The sequence below is a fragment of the Bacillus sp. EB106-04-04-XG123 genome (genome assembly GCF_058791855.1).
In genome coordinates this window covers 322,537-339,160 of the sequence record NZ_JBYTDZ010000003.1, presented here as the reverse complement: position 1 = coordinate 339,160, position 16,624 = coordinate 322,537, and the positions used below count along the sequence as shown (strand labels likewise).

Annotated in this window: 17 protein-coding genes; all 17 read left to right on the top strand. The window is 42.4% G+C overall.

Annotation, left to right across the window (positions count from 1 at the left end):
* Positions 1–17 precede the first annotated feature (17 nt).
* The 17 genes from spoIIIAE (at position 18) to spoIVB (ending at position 16,417) form a co-directional block, all read left to right on the top strand.
* A complete protein-coding gene (gene spoIIIAE, locus AC3WTB_RS12230; RefSeq protein WP_039179887.1) occupies positions 18–1,211 on the top strand; it encodes a stage III sporulation protein AE in 1,194 nt (397 codons plus the stop codon).
* Between the two features lie 14 nt (positions 1,212–1,225).
* Positions 1,226–1,858 (top strand): stage III sporulation protein AF, encoded by a 633-nt coding sequence (gene spoIIIAF / locus AC3WTB_RS12225; protein ID WP_041086144.1) that lies wholly within the window; start codon positions 1,226–1,228, stop codon positions 1,856–1,858.
* Positions 1,851–2,522: a stage III sporulation protein AG gene (gene spoIIIAG / locus AC3WTB_RS12220; RefSeq protein WP_064497590.1), complete on the top strand. Its 672-nt coding sequence runs from the start codon at positions 1,851–1,853 to the stop codon at positions 2,520–2,522. Before spoIIIAF ends, spoIIIAG begins: the two co-directional genes overlap by 8 nt.
* Complete coding sequence (locus AC3WTB_RS12215) at positions 2,522–3,154, top strand: SpoIIIAH-like family protein (protein ID WP_185847121.1); 633 nt, start codon at positions 2,522–2,524, stop codon at positions 3,152–3,154. The genes spoIIIAG and AC3WTB_RS12215 overlap by 1 nt, the downstream gene beginning before the upstream one ends.
* Positions 3,155–3,349: 195 nt before the next feature.
* On the top strand, positions 3,350–3,832 hold the full coding sequence (accB, locus tag AC3WTB_RS12210) for an acetyl-CoA carboxylase biotin carboxyl carrier protein (RefSeq protein ID WP_039179875.1): 483 nt from the start codon (positions 3,350–3,352) through the stop codon (positions 3,830–3,832).
* Positions 3,833–3,843: 11 nt separating this feature from the next.
* Positions 3,844–5,193 carry an acetyl-CoA carboxylase biotin carboxylase subunit gene (gene accC / locus AC3WTB_RS12205; protein ID WP_039179872.1) on the top strand — a complete coding sequence of 450 codons (1,350 nt, stop codon included), beginning with the start codon at positions 3,844–3,846 and terminating at the stop codon, positions 5,191–5,193.
* Between the two features lie 25 nt (positions 5,194–5,218).
* Complete coding sequence (locus tag AC3WTB_RS12200; RefSeq protein WP_034280262.1) at positions 5,219–5,626, top strand: Asp23/Gls24 family envelope stress response protein; 408 nt, start codon at positions 5,219–5,221, stop codon at positions 5,624–5,626.
* A 210-nt stretch (positions 5,627–5,836) separates the two neighbouring features.
* A complete protein-coding gene (gene nusB / locus AC3WTB_RS12195) occupies positions 5,837–6,232 on the top strand; it encodes a transcription antitermination factor NusB (RefSeq protein ID WP_012010530.1) in 396 nt (131 codons plus the stop codon).
* Between the two features lie 11 nt (positions 6,233–6,243).
* Positions 6,244–7,095: a bifunctional methylenetetrahydrofolate dehydrogenase/methenyltetrahydrofolate cyclohydrolase FolD gene (gene folD / locus AC3WTB_RS12190; protein ID WP_060697305.1), complete on the top strand. Its 852-nt coding sequence runs from the start codon at positions 6,244–6,246 to the stop codon at positions 7,093–7,095.
* A 70-nt stretch (positions 7,096–7,165) separates the two neighbouring features.
* Positions 7,166–8,512, top strand: coding sequence for an exodeoxyribonuclease VII large subunit (xseA, locus tag AC3WTB_RS12185; RefSeq protein ID WP_041086139.1), 1,347 nt, complete (start codon positions 7,166–7,168; stop codon positions 8,510–8,512).
* Positions 8,509–8,769 (top strand): exodeoxyribonuclease VII small subunit, encoded by a 261-nt coding sequence (locus AC3WTB_RS12180; RefSeq protein WP_039179863.1) that lies wholly within the window; start codon positions 8,509–8,511, stop codon positions 8,767–8,769. Before xseA ends, AC3WTB_RS12180 begins: the two co-directional genes overlap by 4 nt.
* Entirely contained in the window at positions 8,753–9,649 is an 897-nt protein-coding gene (locus tag AC3WTB_RS12175; RefSeq protein WP_492333770.1) for a polyprenyl synthetase family protein, read from the top strand. The genes AC3WTB_RS12180 and AC3WTB_RS12175 overlap by 17 nt, the downstream gene beginning before the upstream one ends.
* A gap of 150 nt (positions 9,650–9,799) precedes the next feature.
* A complete protein-coding gene (gene dxs, locus AC3WTB_RS12170; protein WP_247544531.1) occupies positions 9,800–11,701 on the top strand; it encodes a 1-deoxy-D-xylulose-5-phosphate synthase in 1,902 nt (633 codons plus the stop codon).
* Complete coding sequence (locus AC3WTB_RS12165) at positions 11,698–12,576, top strand: TlyA family RNA methyltransferase (RefSeq protein WP_492333769.1); 879 nt, start codon at positions 11,698–11,700, stop codon at positions 12,574–12,576. Before dxs ends, AC3WTB_RS12165 begins: the two co-directional genes overlap by 4 nt.
* Positions 12,577–12,724: 148 nt before the next feature.
* Positions 12,725–13,174, top strand: a complete 450-nt coding sequence (ahrC, locus tag AC3WTB_RS12160; RefSeq protein ID WP_024422938.1) for a transcriptional regulator AhrC/ArgR — start codon at positions 12,725–12,727, stop codon at positions 13,172–13,174.
* Positions 13,175–13,207: 33 nt separating this feature from the next.
* A complete protein-coding gene (gene recN / locus AC3WTB_RS12155; protein WP_058838022.1) occupies positions 13,208–14,941 on the top strand; it encodes a DNA repair protein RecN in 1,734 nt (577 codons plus the stop codon).
* Positions 14,942–15,139: 198 nt separating this feature from the next.
* Entirely contained in the window at positions 15,140–16,417 is a 1,278-nt protein-coding gene (gene spoIVB / locus AC3WTB_RS12150; protein ID WP_039179850.1) for a SpoIVB peptidase, read from the top strand.
* Positions 16,418–16,624: the final 207 nt, after the last annotated feature.

The window sequence follows — 16,624 nt, the reverse complement described above, 5'->3', positions numbered from 1 at the left end:
GAAAAGAGGTGACGACAATGAAACGGGTGACCGCTGTAATGGGATTAATGCTTTTCTTTTGGCTGTTTGCTCCGCATGCAGAGGCAGAAGAAAAAGAACCTTTATCTAATGAACAGCCAGCAGCAGAGGAAGTGGCGAATGGACAGGCTGATGCACTTGAGCTTCATTCCATCAGTGACTTTTGGGAAACCATTTTGGACGAGTATGGCGGCTTTTTGCCAGAAAGCCAAAAGGGCACAGTGAAGGAAATGATTGACGGCGATAAAGAGCTGTCTCCCCAAACATGGCTGAAAGCCTTTGTACATTATCTATTTCACGAGGTCATTGCAAACGGAAAGCTCCTAGGTACTCTCATTTTACTCACCATCTTTTGTTCGCTTTTGCAGCTTTTGCAAAATGCTTTTGAACAAAGCACTGTCAGCAAAGTCGCATATGCTCTTGTTTATATGGTACTGATTATTATTGCACTCAACAGCTTTCATGTGGCGATTTCCTATGCCACAGAAGCCATTCAAACGATGACCAGTTTTATTCTTGCTCTTATTCCTCTTTTACTAGCGCTTATTGCTTCATCAGGCGGGCTTGTCTCAGCCGGATTCTTTCATCCTGTTATTTTATTTTTAATGAACACGAGCGGTGTTTTCATTCAATATGTCGTTCTTCCGCTCATCTTTTTATCAGCGATATTGAGCATTGTCAGTACGCTGACCGAACAATACAAGGTCACCCAGCTTGCGCAGCTATTAAGAAATGTGGCAATTGGCGGGCTTGCCGTTTTTTTGACCGTTTTTCTCGGCGTCATTTCCGTTCAGGGGGCATCTGCGGCGGTTACTGATGGAATCGCTCTTCGTACAGCCAAATTCATTACCGGAAACTTCATCCCTGTCCTAGGCAGAATGTTTACAGATGCGACGGATACCGTGATCAGCGCCTCTGTTTTACTTAAAAATACAGTTGGACTAGTTGGGGTCGCCATTTTGATTTCAATTGCCGCCTTCCCGGCGATTAAAGTACTTTCGTTAGCCCTTATATATAAGCTTGCTGCAGCGATCCTTCAGCCGTTAGGGGGCGGACCCATCATCAGCTGTCTTGATGTCATTTCAAAAAGTGTGCTGTATATATTTGCCGCACTTGCAGTTGTGTCGCTCATGTTCTTTTTAAGCATTACCGTCATCATTACTGCGGGTAACCTGACCATGATGATGAAGTAAGGAGGGGACACCTTTTGAGCTTTCTCACGGAATGGATCACAAGTATTATTCTCTTTATCTTATTTGCGATTGTCATTGATCTTCTGCTTCCCAATTCGAGCATGCAAAAGTATGCAAAAATGGTCGTCAGTCTGTTGCTCATCGTCGTAATGCTCAATCCGATTTTTGCTTTATTTCGAGCAGATCCTGACCAAATTTTTTCAGAATTGATGAAAGGGAAGGAAGAAGCGCAGTCAGAAGAAATAAAAAATCAGATGAATTTAGAAAAAAAAGAAATACAAGCCTCTCAGCGTGCATATATTTTAAAGCAAATGGCTGTCCAACTAGAAAAAAGCGCAAAGGAGCCACTGGAGAAGGAGAGCTATGAAATGAAACACGTAGAAGTGCTGGCTGATGAGGAGCATCTGGATCAGAATATGGAGGCGGATCAATTTCGCATCAAAGCAGTTCTTTCCCCGCTCACAGGTGATGCTGTAGAAACGGTGGCAAAGGTGGACATTGATCTCTCCAGGCAAAAGGAGGAAAGCGCTGAATCTTCTAGCAAAGAGATCACGAGGGTGAAAGAGACGCTGGCTGATGTTTGGAATACGAGTCCTGAGCACATCGCGCTGAACATTGAGGGAGGTGACGCAGCAGATCATGAATAACAAGGACTGGAAACAAAAGCTGAAATCATTCTTACAGCCGCCTGAAAAAGGTGAAGGGAAACCCAAATTAACGAAGCACCATTACTTGCTGCTTGTATTCATTATCGGCGTATCTTTCATGTTAGTTAGTCAGATCTTGTCACCGCCATCAAGCAAACAACAAGCTGCGGTTCCTGCTGCTAAAAAAACATCCTCAGAAGAGCAGGAAGTATTCAAACCGGCATCCTCAGGTAAACCAAAGAATTCAATTGAGGACGTGGAGCAAGAATACGAAAACCAGCTGAAAGAAATTTTAGAGACCATCATCGGCGTTGAGGATGTATCCATCGTGGTCAATGTAGATGCAACGTCTTTAAAAGTGTTTGAAAAAAACAAATCTAATAAAAGTACAACGACCGAGGAAACAGATAAAGAAGGCGGCGTACGAAGTGTCACCGATCAAACAAAAGAAGAAGAAGTCGTCATCATCAAAAATGGCAATGAAGAAACACCAGTCGTTGTGCAAACGAAAAAACCAGAAATTCGAGGTGTCCTCGTTGTTGCTCAAGGAGTAGACAACGTTCAAATAAAGAAAACCATCATTGAAGCGGTTACACGAGTGCTTGATGTACCGAGCCATAGAGTGGCTGTTGCCCCTAAAAAAATCAAGGAGGATTCGGAATGATGTTAAAAAAACAAACGGTTTGGCTATTAACGATGCTAAGTTTAGTTGTCGTATTAAGTGTGTACTATATCATGTCTCCACAGGGTGAAAATGCAGTGACAGTAGAAGATACGAAATCAAAAGGGACTGAAGAGAAAAAGGTTGAAACAGAAAAAGGAACGGACAAAGGAATGGAAAAAGGCGCTGATAAGAAATCCACTGACAAAGAAACAAACGGCAAACAAGAGGGTATCGAAACAAGCGGTGAAGAAGGAAAGGCTGTGTCAGAGCAAACAGACGATGAGCTTTTTACAACATACAGACTAGAGCTTGAAGATAAACGAAGCAAGCAGCGCGAAGAATACAACGAAATCGTCTCCAGTGACGATGCAACGGCACAAGAAAAAAGTGAAGCATATGATCAAATGACAGCGCTTAGTGAAGCAGAAGGAACTGAGCGTCAGCTCGAGACCTTGATCAAAACAAAAGGCTATAAAGATGCGCTCGTAAGTGCTGAAGGAGATAAAGTGAGCATCACGGTTCGTTCTGATAAAAAATCAAAGTCTCAAGCGGCCGATATTATTGATATGGTCACAAAAGAAATGAGAGGTCTTGATAACGTAGCTGTCACTTTTGAGCCCACTAATCAATAAAAAATGAACTGGCGCCCTTTGCCGAAAAGGGCGTTTTTTGATGCGGCTTGACGCCCCTTCCAAGGTGCTTTCGCGAGACGCTTCGCCACAATAGTAGTTGAATTCATTGAAATCCTCCTGTAAGATGTGTATAGTACGTACTTTTAGTACTAGCCTATAATTAAAAGATAAATCCATACATAGGGGTGCAAATCCATGTTAAAAATTGAAGAAATTCATGAACTGATTAAATTAATTGACGACTCTACAATCGACGAATTTACGTACGAAAACGAAGGTGCGAAAATCAAACTGAAGAAAAATAAAGAAGTCGTTCAGCAAGTTGCGGCACAAGCACCAGTGGCTCCTGTCCAAGCAGCTCCAGCTCAACAAGCTCCTACAGCACAAGCTCCAGCTCAGACTGAAGCCCCTGCACAAGAGGCAACTGCGTCTGAAAATCTGCATAAAATCACATCCCCAATGGTTGGCACATTTTATGCTTCCTCTTCACCAGAAGCAGATCCATACGTGACAACAGGTTCTAAGGTGAAGGAAAATTCAGTTGTATGTATCGTTGAAGCGATGAAACTGTTTAATGAAATCGAAGCAGAAGTAAAAGGTGAAATCGTCGAAGTATTAGCTGAAAACGGTCAGCTTGTAGAATTCGGACAACCCCTCTTTCTAGTGAAAGCAGAGTAAGGAGTACGATCATGATTAAAAAGCTATTAATTGCAAACAGAGGAGAAATCGCAGTTAGAATTATCCGCGCTTGTAAAGAGCTTGGAATTGAAACTGTTGCGGTATTTTCTGAAGCGGATCGCGATGCGCTGCATGTACAAATGGCTGATGAAGCATATTGCATCGGACCAACTGCTTCTAAAGATAGTTATTTAAATGTCACGAATATCGTCAGCGTAGCAAAATTAACAGGAACAGATGCCATCCATCCAGGATACGGCTTTTTAGCAGAAAATGCAGACTTTGCAGAGCTTTGCGAGGAATGTAATGTAATCTTTGTTGGACCAACCGCGTCAGCGATTTCCAAAATGGGAACGAAAGATGTCGCGCGAGAAACAATGAAGAGTGCAGGCGTCCCGATCGTTCCTGGTTCTCAAGGAATTGTAAAAGATCTTGATGATGCTGTTTCAACAGCAGCTAGTATTGGGTATCCTGTCATTATTAAAGCAACTGCAGGCGGAGGCGGTAAAGGAATCCGTGTGGCTCGTACAGAAGAAGAGCTTATTAACGGAGTCACCATCACGCAGCAGGAAGCGGCGCAAAACTTTGGGAACCCTGGTGTCTATTTAGAAAAGTTCATTGAAGACTTTAGACATGTGGAAATCCAAGTGCTTGCAGATCAGCATGGCAATACGATTCATTTAGGAGAGCGTGACTGCTCGATCCAAAGAAGAATGCAAAAGCTTCTTGAAGAAACGCCATCACCAGCACTGAATGCAGACATCCGTGAGCAAATGGGTGAAGCAGCCGTAAAAGCAGCAGAAGCTGTTGAATATACAGGTGCTGGAACAGTCGAATTCATTTATGATTATAATGAAGAGAAGTTCTACTTCATGGAAATGAATACTCGTATTCAAGTAGAGCATCCTGTGACAGAAATGGTCACAGGTGTAGACTTGATCAAAGAACAGATCAAGGTTGCATCAGGTGAGAAGCTTTCTCTTACACAAGAGGATGTCGTATATGAAGGCTGGGCGATCGAATGCCGTATCAATGCAGAGAACCCAGAGAAAAACTTCATGCCTTCAGCTGGTGAAATTAAAATGTATCTTCCGCCAGGCGGTTTAGGAGTACGTGTTGATTCTGCCGCTTATCCGGGCTATGTGATTCCGCCATATTATGACAGCATGATTGCAAAAGTGATCACATATGGTAAGACGAGAGAAGAAGCGATTGCGAAAATGAAACGTGCGCTTCAAGAATTCGTCATTGAAGGAGTCTACACAACGATTCCATTCCACCTTAGATTGCTCGAGCATGAAACATTTGTGAGTGGTAATTTTAATACGAAGTTTTTAGAAACATACCAAATCATGAAATAATCACAGCTTTCGGAGGTGAATGATCGTGTCAGAAAACAATTTGCTTGAAATGAACCTTGATGAAGATCAATTGGGAAAAGTGCAAATTGCACCAGAAGTGATTGAAGTCATTGCTGGGATCGCCGCTTCAGAAGTCGAAGGCATTGCCGAAATGCGCGGCAATTTCGCTGCTGATGTAGCAGAACGCTTTGGTAAAAAAAATCACCGTAAAGGTGTAAAAGTAGATGTCTCTGATGAAGGCATCACAATCGATGTGTATTGTGTGGTTGAATTTGGCCTATCCATTCCAAAGGTATCCACTGCTGTACAAGAAAATATCCGTCAAACCCTTTTAAACATGACTGCCTTAACAATTAATGAAATTAACATTCATGTCGTTGGCATTCAATTTGATACAAAAGCACCTGAGGCTGAAGTAGATCAAGAAATGTAAAGAAGGGTTCAAGTGAAACCAAGGAGGCATTGCCTCTTTGGTTTTTTAAAGCCCATTTTTGGGTGATTTCCGAATATTGATAACGTCACGTGTTGATTGATTCGTTTTTCGTCAAAGCTCGCATGGATCTTGGTGCGACCACGGTCAAAATATGTTATGATCTCTGTATGGCTTAACGACAAGCGGATAAAGTGGTTAAAGGAGTAAATAATGAAAAGAAGAACTGCAAGAGAAAAGGCGTTACAAACATTATTTCAAATTGATGTGAGCAATATTGATCCGAAAGAGGCCATTACACATGCGCTGGATGAACAAGAATCAGATCCTTTTTTCGAGGAACTGGTTTTCGGTGTGCTTGAACAAAAGGACAAGCTTGATGACATGATCTCACAGCATCTAGTGAATTGGAAACTCGATCGTATTGCAAACGTAGACAGAGCCATTTTAAGGCTGTCTGTGTACGAGATGGTGTATCAAGAAGACATCCCAGTTAGTGTCTCAATGAATGAAGCGATTGAACTTGCCAAATTATTCGGCGATGATAAAGCACCGAAATTTGTAAATGGTGTACTTTCGAACATTAAAAACGACCTAAAGCAGCAATAGGAGGATTCGACATGACAGCAACAATCATCGATGGGAAAGAAACAGCAAAAGAAAAGCGTGAACAATTAGCAAAAGAAGTAGAAGAGCTAAAACAAAAAGGAGTCACACCTGGTCTTGCCGTTATTCTAATCGGTGATGATCCGGCTTCACTTTCTTACGTACGCGGGAAGAAAAAAGCAGCAGAAGCAATGGGCATGCATTTCCAGCTTGATCATTTAGATGCTTCTTTAACAGAAGAAGAATTGCTTCAGCTGATTGATCAGTACAATGCGAACGATCAATTCCACGGGATTCTTGTTCAACTTCCACTGCCTAAACACATTTCTGAAAAAGCCGTTATTGAACGTATTTCACCTGAGAAAGATGTAGATGGTTTCCATCCATTAAATATCGGGAAAATGCTGCTTGGGGAAGATACATTCCTTCCTTGTACACCAGCAGGTATTGTTGAATTATTGAACAAAACGGGTGTCGATCTTTCTGGAAAAGAAGTGGTTGTTGTGGGGCGCAGCAATATTGTCGGCAAACCAGTTGGACAATTGCTGTTAAATGAAAACGCAACGGTTACTTACTGCCATTCAAGAACGGCGAATATTTCAGAACATACGTTAAAAGCGGACATTTTAGTTGTTGCCGTCGGTCGAGCAAACTTTATAAAAGCTGACCAAATCAAAGAAGGCGCAATTGTCATCGATGTAGGAGTCAATCGTTTGGATACTGGGAAGCTTGTTGGGGATGTTGATTTTGAAGAAGCGAAAGAAAAAGCTTCTTACATCACACCAGTCCCTGGCGGAGTCGGTCCAATGACGATTACGATGCTTGCACACAATACGGTTAAATCAGCAAAACGTACATTAGCATAAGCTTTATCCATTCATCCACCTGCATGCTGCCGGTGGATGAATGTGCGTTTTTGAAGAGGAGGAATACGTCATGAGTGAAAAAGCCTTTGTGACGGTCACAGCCCTTACAAAATACATAAAAAGAAAATTTGATGTTGATCCGCATTTAGAAGATATTTGGATCAAAGGTGAGTTATCCAATGTGAAGATTCATTCAAGAGGTCATGTGTACTTCACCTTAAAAGACGAAAACGCACGCATGCAAGCTGTCATGTTCCAGCGTTCCGCAGCAAAGCTGCCTTTTTCACCAAAAAGCGGAATGAAAGTGTTTGTACGCGGCGGGATTCAAGTATATGAACCAAGCGGCAACTATCAATTATATGCAAAAGAAATGCAGCCTGATGGTGTTGGTGCTCTTCATCTCGCTTATGAAGAGCTGAAGAAAAAGCTGGCAAGTGAAGGCTTATTTGATGCGCGCTATAAAAAACCAATTCCTGAATATCCAGAGGTTGTTGGTGTCATTACATCCCCAACAGGAGCGGCTGTCCGGGATGTCATTACAACGATTAACCGGCGCTATCAGCAGGCGAAAATCATTGTGCTTCCGGCGCTTGTTCAAGGTGAAAATGCCACTCGTTCAATCGTAGAGAGGATCAAGGAAGCAAATGAAAAACAGCTCTGTGATGTCTTGATTGTCGGAAGAGGAGGCGGTTCGATCGAAGAACTTTGGGCCTTTAATGAAGAAGCTGTCGCAAGAGCAATCTTCGCATCAGACATTCCAATCATTTCTGCAGTAGGGCACGAAACCGATTTTACAATCAGTGATTTTACTGCAGACATGAGAGCACCCACACCAACAGGAGCAGCCGAGCTCGCTGTTCCAAGCACAGCCGATTTAATAGAACGAATCAAATCCATCGACATTCGGCTGACAAGGGCCGTGAAGAATCGAACATCACAAGCGAAAGACCGTCTTGTGGCGCTGCAATCCTCTTATGCTTTCCGTTTTCCAAAACGATTGCAGGAGCAAAAAGAGCAGCAATTCGATTTGGTATTTGACCGTTTTCAAAAACAGCTGACGAGACAAATTGAACAAAAACGCAGTCAACTAGACCGCCAGACATACAGGTTGAAGCCGCTTCATCCAAAAGAACAGCTGCTTCAAGCGAAAAAACGCCATGCCAATGAAACAGAACAGCTCATCCGAAGCATGAATGTGCAAATGAAAACAATTCATTCGCAGTTCCAATCTGTTCTTGGTAAACTAAATGCATTAAATCCACTTCAAGTGATGGAAAGAGGCTACAGTTTAGCCTATAAAGACGATGAACTGATTAAAAGTGTGAACCAAGTCGATACGAAGGATCAGCTGGCTATCACCATGAAGGATGGACGTCTGATTTGTGAGGTTATTGAGAAGGAGGGGCAATCATCATGACAGAATCAAATAAACAAAAAGAAGAACAAATGACATTTGAAGAAGCGATGAAAGGTCTTGAGGAGATCGTTGGGAAGCTCGAAGAAGGGGATGTACCACTTGAGCAAGCCATTCATTATTTCCAAGAAGGCATGACACTTTCAAAGCTTTGTCATGAAAAATTACAGCACGTTGAAAAGCAGATGGATTTCATTTTAAAAGAGGACGGTGAGCTGGCTCCTTTCTCAGTGAAGGAGGCGGATGCTGGTGAAAAGTAATTTGCAGGATTTTTTAACAACACGAAAACAGGCCATTGAAGATTATTTATTTAGATATGTTCAGGAATTGAAGATTCCAGAAGACCTAAAATCTTCGATGCTTTACTCTCTTAAAGCTGGAGGGAAAAGACTTCGTCCTGTTCTCGTTCTTGCTTTATTACATGCCTACGGCAAAAAAGAAGAAGATGGCATACCGGTTGGCTGTGCTGTAGAGATGATTCATACGTATTCATTGATACACGACGACCTTCCTTGCATGGACGATGATGACCTTCGCAGAGGAAAGCCGACCAACCATAAAGTATACGGGGAAGCAACAGCGGTTCTCGCTGGCGATGCTCTTTTAACAGAAAGCTTCCGTCTGATTACATCTCAGCTATCTAGCAGTGTCTCCCCTGACCAAAAACTCAAAATCGTAGATGAACTTGTGAAGTCAGCAGGTGCGCTAGGAATGGTTGGCGGTCAATTTGATGACATGGAAGCAGAGCAAAAACAAGTCCCGCTTGCAGAACTAGAATCCATTCACGCCCGGAAAACAGGAAAGCTTCTCACATTCAGCGTCACAGCAGGTGCCATGCTGGCAGGTGCATCAGATGACGATATCGAAAAACTAAGAGAATTCAGCTATCATATCGGTATTGCTTTTCAAATCCGTGATGACATTTTAGATCTCGAAGGAAGCGAAGAAAAAATAGGAAAACGGGTCGGCTCTGATACAGCGAATGAAAAGTCGACATATCCTTCTTTATTAACGCTTTCAGGAGCAAAAGAAAAACTGCACGAGCACATCACACGTGCAAAAGAAATTGTCTCAAATCTTGAATTAGAGCAGCAATTGCTGCATGAGTTATGTGATCTGATCGCCTCAAGAGATCATTAAAAACAGCCTAGATTTGAGGGTCTTCGAGCAATTGTGGTAAACTGTAAACAGTTTATCATGATGAGACAACTCTTATTCCCGCTTGGTTTTCATAGGAATAAGGCATTATATATGTAGATAGAAATTTTGTTGAAAGCGAGTTGATCCTGATTGGATCTTTTATCAATAAAAAATCCAACGTTTCTAAAAGGAATGTCAATAGCAGAATTAGAGGAGCTTAGTGCTGACATTCGCATGTTTTTAATTGAGTCCTTGGCTAACTCTGGCGGGCATATCGGTCCAAATCTGGGTGTCGTTGAACTTACGGTTGCCCTTCACAAAGTATTTGACAGCCCGAAAGACAAATTCCTTTGGGATGTTGGACATCAGTCTTATGTTCACAAGCTGTTAACTGGGAGAGGGGCGGAGTTTGATACACTTCGTCAATATAAAGGACTTTGCGGATTTCCTAAACGAAACGAAAGCGAGCATGATGTTTGGGAAACAGGCCACAGCTCAACGTCATTATCTGGCGCGATGGGTATGGCGGCGGCGCGTGATATTAAAGGAACAGATGAATATATCCTGCCAATTATCGGAGATGGTGCATTAACCGGAGGTATGGCGCTGGAAGCACTGAATCATATCGGTGATGAAAAGAAAGATATGATCGTCATCTTAAACGATAATGAAATGAGTATTGCACCAAACGTCGGTGCGATTCACACAATGCTTGGCAGACTGCGCACAGCAGGCAAATACCAATGGGTAAAGGACGAGCTCGAATATTTATTCAAGCGGATCCCAGCTGTAGGCGGAAAGCTTGCTGCCACAGCAGAGCGTATTAAAGACAGCCTCAAGTATTTACTTGTGTCTGGCATGTTCTTTGAGGAAATGGGATTCACTTACTTAGGTCCTGTCGATGGACATTCTTATGAAGATCTTTTTGAAAACCTTGAATATGCAAAGAAAACAAAAGGTCCTGTCTTGCTACATGTCATCACGAAAAAAGGAAAAGGCTATCAGCCGGCAGAATCCGATAAAATTGGGACTTGGCATGGTACAGGTCCATACAAAATTGATACAGGTGACTTTGTAAAACCAGCAGCAGCTGCCCCGTCATGGAGTGGTCTTGTCAGTGAAACAGTCAGAAAGCTTGCGCGTAAAGATGAGCGAATTGTGGCCATCACGCCTGCGATGCCTGTTGGCTCAAAACTTGAAGGCTTTGCAAAGGAATTTCCAGAGCGAATGTTTGATGTAGGAATTGCTGAGCAGCATGCAGCCACAATGGCAGCTGGGCTTGCGACGCAGGATATGAAGCCATTTTTAGCGATTTATTCAACGTTCCTGCAAAGAGCCTATGATCAAGTGCTGCATGATATTTGCCGCCAGAACCTCAATGTATTTATCGGGATTGACCGTGCGGGTCTTGTCGGTGCAGATGGAGAAACGCATCAAGGTGTGTTTGATATTGCCTTCATGCGTCATATGCCGAATATGGTGCTCATGATGCCGAAGGATGAAAATGAAGGTCAGCATATGGTCAATACAGCCATTCAGTATGATGACGGTCCTATTGCCATGCGTTTCCCGCGTGGAAATGGTCTTGGCGTGAAAATGGATGAACAGCTGAAAACCATTCCGATTGGGTCTTGGGAGGTTCTTCGTCCAGGGAAGGATGCCGTCATCTTAACATTCGGTACGACGATTAAAATGGCACTGCAAGCAGCTGAGGAACTTCAAAAAGAAGGAAAATCAATTCGTGTCGTCAACGCTCGGTTTATTAAGCCGCTTGATGAAGCAATGCTAAATGACATTCTTTCTGAAGGGATTCCGATTTTAACGATTGAAGAAGCTGTGCTCCAAGGCGGATTTGGAAGCAGTGTATTAGAATATGTACACGACAAGAAAGCATCACATATCAAAGTAGAACGGATGGGTATCCCAGATCAATTTATTGAGCATGGAAGTGTTGATGCCCTGCTTGAAGAAATTGGTCTGACGAAAGCACAGGTTGCTGAGACTTTACGTAGCCTGCTTCCCGCAGCACCAAGAAAAGGAATTGGATCATGACATCAAAGAAAGAACGACTTGACGTTTTATTAGTCGAACAAGGACTAATGGAAACAAGAGAGAAAGCAAAGCGTGCCATCATGGCAGGAATCGTTTACTCAAATGAAAACCGTTTGGATAAACCAGGAGAGAAAATTGCTCGTGATACGCCGCTCACAGTGAAGGGGAATCCTCTCAAATACGTAAGCCGCGGCGGGTTAAAGCTCGAAAAAGCGCTCAAAGAATTTGACCTGACAGTTGAAGGGAAATTGCTGATTGATATTGGCTCATCAACAGGCGGATTTACGGATTGTGCTCTTCAAAATGGAGCGGTCAAATCATATGCTGTAGACGTTGGCTACAATCAGCTTGCGTGGAAATTAAGGCAGGATGACAGGGTGATCGTCATGGAGCGCACCAATTTCCGCCATTCCGTCCCAGCTGATTTTACTGAAGGATTGCCAGAAGTGGCTTCAATTGATGTATCTTTTATTTCACTTAAACTCATTCTGCCAGCTTTAAAGCATATTCTTGTTCCGGGTGGTGACTGTATTGCACTCGTCAAGCCTCAATTTGAAGCGGGCAGAGAGCTTGTTGGGAAAAAAGGCATCGTGCGCGAGCCGTCTGTCCACCTCGGTGTACTAGAAGAGATGAATCAATTTGCTGCTAAAGAAGGCTATGATGTAAAGGATGTTTCATTTTCGCCTATCACTGGTGGAGACGGAAATATTGAATTTCTGCTTCATTTAGTGCTTCATCCTGATCAAGAAGAAAATGCGGCACTTCCTGCTTCAGAACTTGAGAAGGTCGTGAAGGAAGCCCATTCTGTATTGAAAGAAAAGAAAAACAGCCCTGAGCCGACTGACACCGAATGCGAGGGTTTGTCTACACGCTGAAAGGAATAATAGCTCGCTATTATTCCTTTTTACATGGTCAAAAGACGAAATCGGCTGGATCTCACGTAATGCTTGTTTTTTGAAGTGTGCATCATATAACATAGAACGTAAAGACAAACTGAGAATAAAACGCCTAGGGGGGTCAAATATGAATAAAGGTCAAAGGCATATTAAAATTAGAGAAATCATTGCAAGCCAAGAGATCGAAACACAAGATGAATTGGTCGATATTTTGAAAGCCGATGGATATAACATCACACAAGCGACCGTTTCTAGAGATATTAAAGAATTACATTTAGTGAAAGTTCCGACGAACAATGGAACATATAAATACAGTCTTCCTGCGGATCAGCGGTTTAACCCGCTGTCAAAGCTGAAGCGATCCCTAATGGATGCATTTATCAAAATGGATGCTGCCAGTCATTTAATTGTTCTGAAAACAATGCCGGGTAATGCTCAGGCGATTGGTGCTTTAATGGATAATTTAGATTGGGAAGAAATTATGGGAACGATTTGCGGAGATGATACCATTTTAATCATTTGCCGCACCCCAGATGATACAGAGACAGTTTCGAGCAAAATTTTAGAGCTTCTATAAAGAATCAGGTTTACTAAAAGAGGTGTCAAATGAGTGTTAGCAGAACTAACCATTAAAAACTTTGCAATCATTGAAGAGTTAACGGTTTCATTTGAAAAAGGACTCACGGTCCTAACAGGGGAAACAGGTGCCGGAAAATCCATCATGATTGATGCTGTCTCACTTCTCGTGGGAGGAAGAGGGTCCTCTGAATTTGTCCGCTACGGTGAAAAAAAAGCAGAGCTGGAAGGGCTTTTTCTTGTACCAGCCGATCATCCTGTATTTGCTCTATGCGAAGAGCAGGGAATTGACGCATCAGATGAAATGATGATCCTCCGCCGTGATATTAACAACAGCGGGAAAAGCATTTGCCGGATTAATGGAAAGCTTGTCACCATCTCACTTTTACGTGAAGTAGGACGGCTTTTGCTTGATATACATGGTCAGCACGATAACCAGCTGCTTATGGAAGATGAAAATCATCTGCATTTGCTCGATCAATTTGGAGCAGAAGAAATTGCACCAGCTCTCTTGCAGTATCAAGAAGCATATGATCAATATATGAAGACGGCTCAAAAGCTAAGACAGCTGTCCGAGAATGAGCAGGAAATGGTGCACCGCTTAGATTTACTGCAATTTCAGCTAGAGGAGATTGAGGCAGCGCAGTTAGAGCCGGGAGAAGATGAGCGGCTTCAGGAAGAGCGTCATCAAATCAGCAACTACGAGAAAATCTATTCCTCACTCCAAAACGCGTATAACGCTTTGCGTAATGAGCAAGGAGGACTAGATTGGGTTGGCATGTCCTCAAGCGAGCTTGAGCAAGTGTCTGAGATCAATGATGATTTGAAAAAGCTATCTGAACAAGTATCGAATTCCTACTACTTATTAGAGGATTCAACTTTCCAAATGCGAAGCATGCTGGATCAATTAGAATTTGATCCGGCTCGTCTTGATTTTATTGAATCCAGGCTGAATGAAATGAAGCAGTTAAAACGAAAATACGGCTCAACCGTTGAGGAAATTTTGGAGTATGCAGCGAAGATTGAAGAAGAAATAGATCAAATTCAAAATCGAGACAGCCATCTGCAGACGCTCAAGAATAAACTGGATGCGATGAGCCGTGATGCCCTGCTGGAAGCACTTAACGTTTCGGAGCTGCGTAAAAAATGGGCCAAAAAGCTAGCGAAGCAAATCCAAACGGAGCTCAAGGATTTGTATATGGAGAAGTCTTCATTTGACACAGCTTTTTCTATTCGATATGCGCCTTTTGGAAGCACCGATTGTCCGCTATTAGACGGAAAACCTGTCCAGCTCGGGAAAAATGGAATCGACCAAGCACAATTTGTCATTTCTACAAATACAGGCGAACCGATGAAATCTTTATCGAAAGTAGCCTCAGGTGGAGAAATTTCACGTGTCATGCTCGCTGTGAAGAGTATTTTCTCAGCCAAACAAGACGTCACATCCATTATCTTCGATGAAGTTGATACAGGCGTCAGCGGCAGAGTCGCACAAGCCATTGCTGAAAAAATTTACAAAGTAGCATCTGGATCACAAGTGCTCTGCATTACACATCTGCCTCAAGTAGCCGCAATGGCTGACACACATCTCTTCATTTCGAAACGCTCAAAAGCGGGCAGAACACTGACGAGTGTCAAACCATTAAGTCATGAAGAAAAAGTGAGTGAAATTGGCCGGATGATTGCCGGTGTGGAAGTCACAGAGCTGACAAAACAGCACGCAAAAGAACTATTGCACCAAGCAAATGATGTCAAAACAACAGGGTAGCTGAATCATCAGCTGCCTTTTTTATGTTGTGTAAAAGACGGCGTATATACCCATAAAATCGTCTTTTTCTTTTATCAATTTATCCAATCATTTTCTAAAGCTGCCGGTTATAAATCCTCTCGAAGAAGGCAAAAGTAAAGATGTAGCCAAAACATGAGTGTTCTGGTGTGGGTAAGGAGCGAGGAGAGTGAAAAATGAATGCCCGAAAAGATGAGAAAAGCCATTGGTGTGATTCTCCTTGTTTCTTTAATAAGTACAGGGTTTATGAGCATAGTGAAGGAATACATCAGCATTCCAACAAATGTTGCTGTATTTGAAAAACAGAAGCACTCAATTGACACATCGATTGAAGCGTCAGCCAATGCTTCTTCGCCAGCCTTTAGCCTTTCAGAGAAAGAGAATCAGCTGGATATTACAGGACAAAAGGCGGGAAAAGCCGAAATTGTTTATGATTTTAAAGGATTTCCTATTAAGAAAACAAAAGTTGATGTTCTCCCTGAATTAAAAGTCGTTCCTGGAGGACAATCCATTGGCGTCAAGCTCCACTCTGTAGGAGTTCTCGTTGTAGGTTTTCATCAAATCACAACAGCAGACGGCAAAAAATCACCAGGTGAAGCCGCAGGCATTCAATCAGGGGATATGATCATTGAAATCAATGGTCAAAAAATGGAGAAAATGAATGACCTCACCCCATTTATTCAGAAAGCAGGGAAAACGGGTGAAACCCTTCGTTTGCTCATAAAGAGAGATCATAAAACCTTTCAAACAACATTAACACCCGCAAAAGATGCAAGTGAAGGCATCTATCGAATTGGTCTTTACATTCGTGATTCTGCAGCAGGAATCGGCACGATGACCTTTTTTGAACCTTCATCTAAAAAATATGGTGCCCTTGGGCATGTGATTTCTGACATGGATACAAAAAAACCAATTGTTGTCGATAATGGCGAAATTGTCAGATCAACCGTGACATCGATTGAAAAAGGTACAGGAGGCAATCCTGGAGAAAAATTGGCGAGATTTTCTTCCGAAAGAAAAACAATAGGAGATATCTCCCGCAACAGCCCTTTTGGTATCTTTGGTACGTTAACCGAAAAGCTTGAAAATCATGTAGCAGATAAACCACTTCCAGTCGCTTTATCAAATGAAGTAAAAGAAGGCCCAGCAGAAATTTTAACCGTTGTGGATCATGATAAAGTGGAGAAGTTTGATATTAAAATCGTCAGCACAACACCGCAGAAATTCCCAGCAACTAAAGGAATGGTGTTGAAGGTAACAGATGAGCGGCTCTTAAGCAAAACGGGCGGAATCGTCCAAGGAATGAGCGGAAGCCCCATCATTCAAAATGGCAAAGTCATTGGAGCTGTCACACACGTATTCGTCAATGATCCGACTAGCGGGTACGGCGTACACATTGAATGGATGCTGTCCGAAGCAGGAATCGACCTTTATCAAAAAAACAAAAAAGCAAGTTGATCATTTAACTGCCGCGAATCTTCCGGCAGTTTTTTCTACCCTTTCTTTCTCTTCCATCATGTTATAAAATAAGGAAAAAGAGATTTTTCGACAAAATAGAAAAAAGCATGTTGTCAAATTGCAATAATCGTCGATTCTTTAAGAAAAACATAGAAAAAGCTAGATAATGCTCTATTATTCGGAAAATTAAAGTTTTTTAAAGGGGAT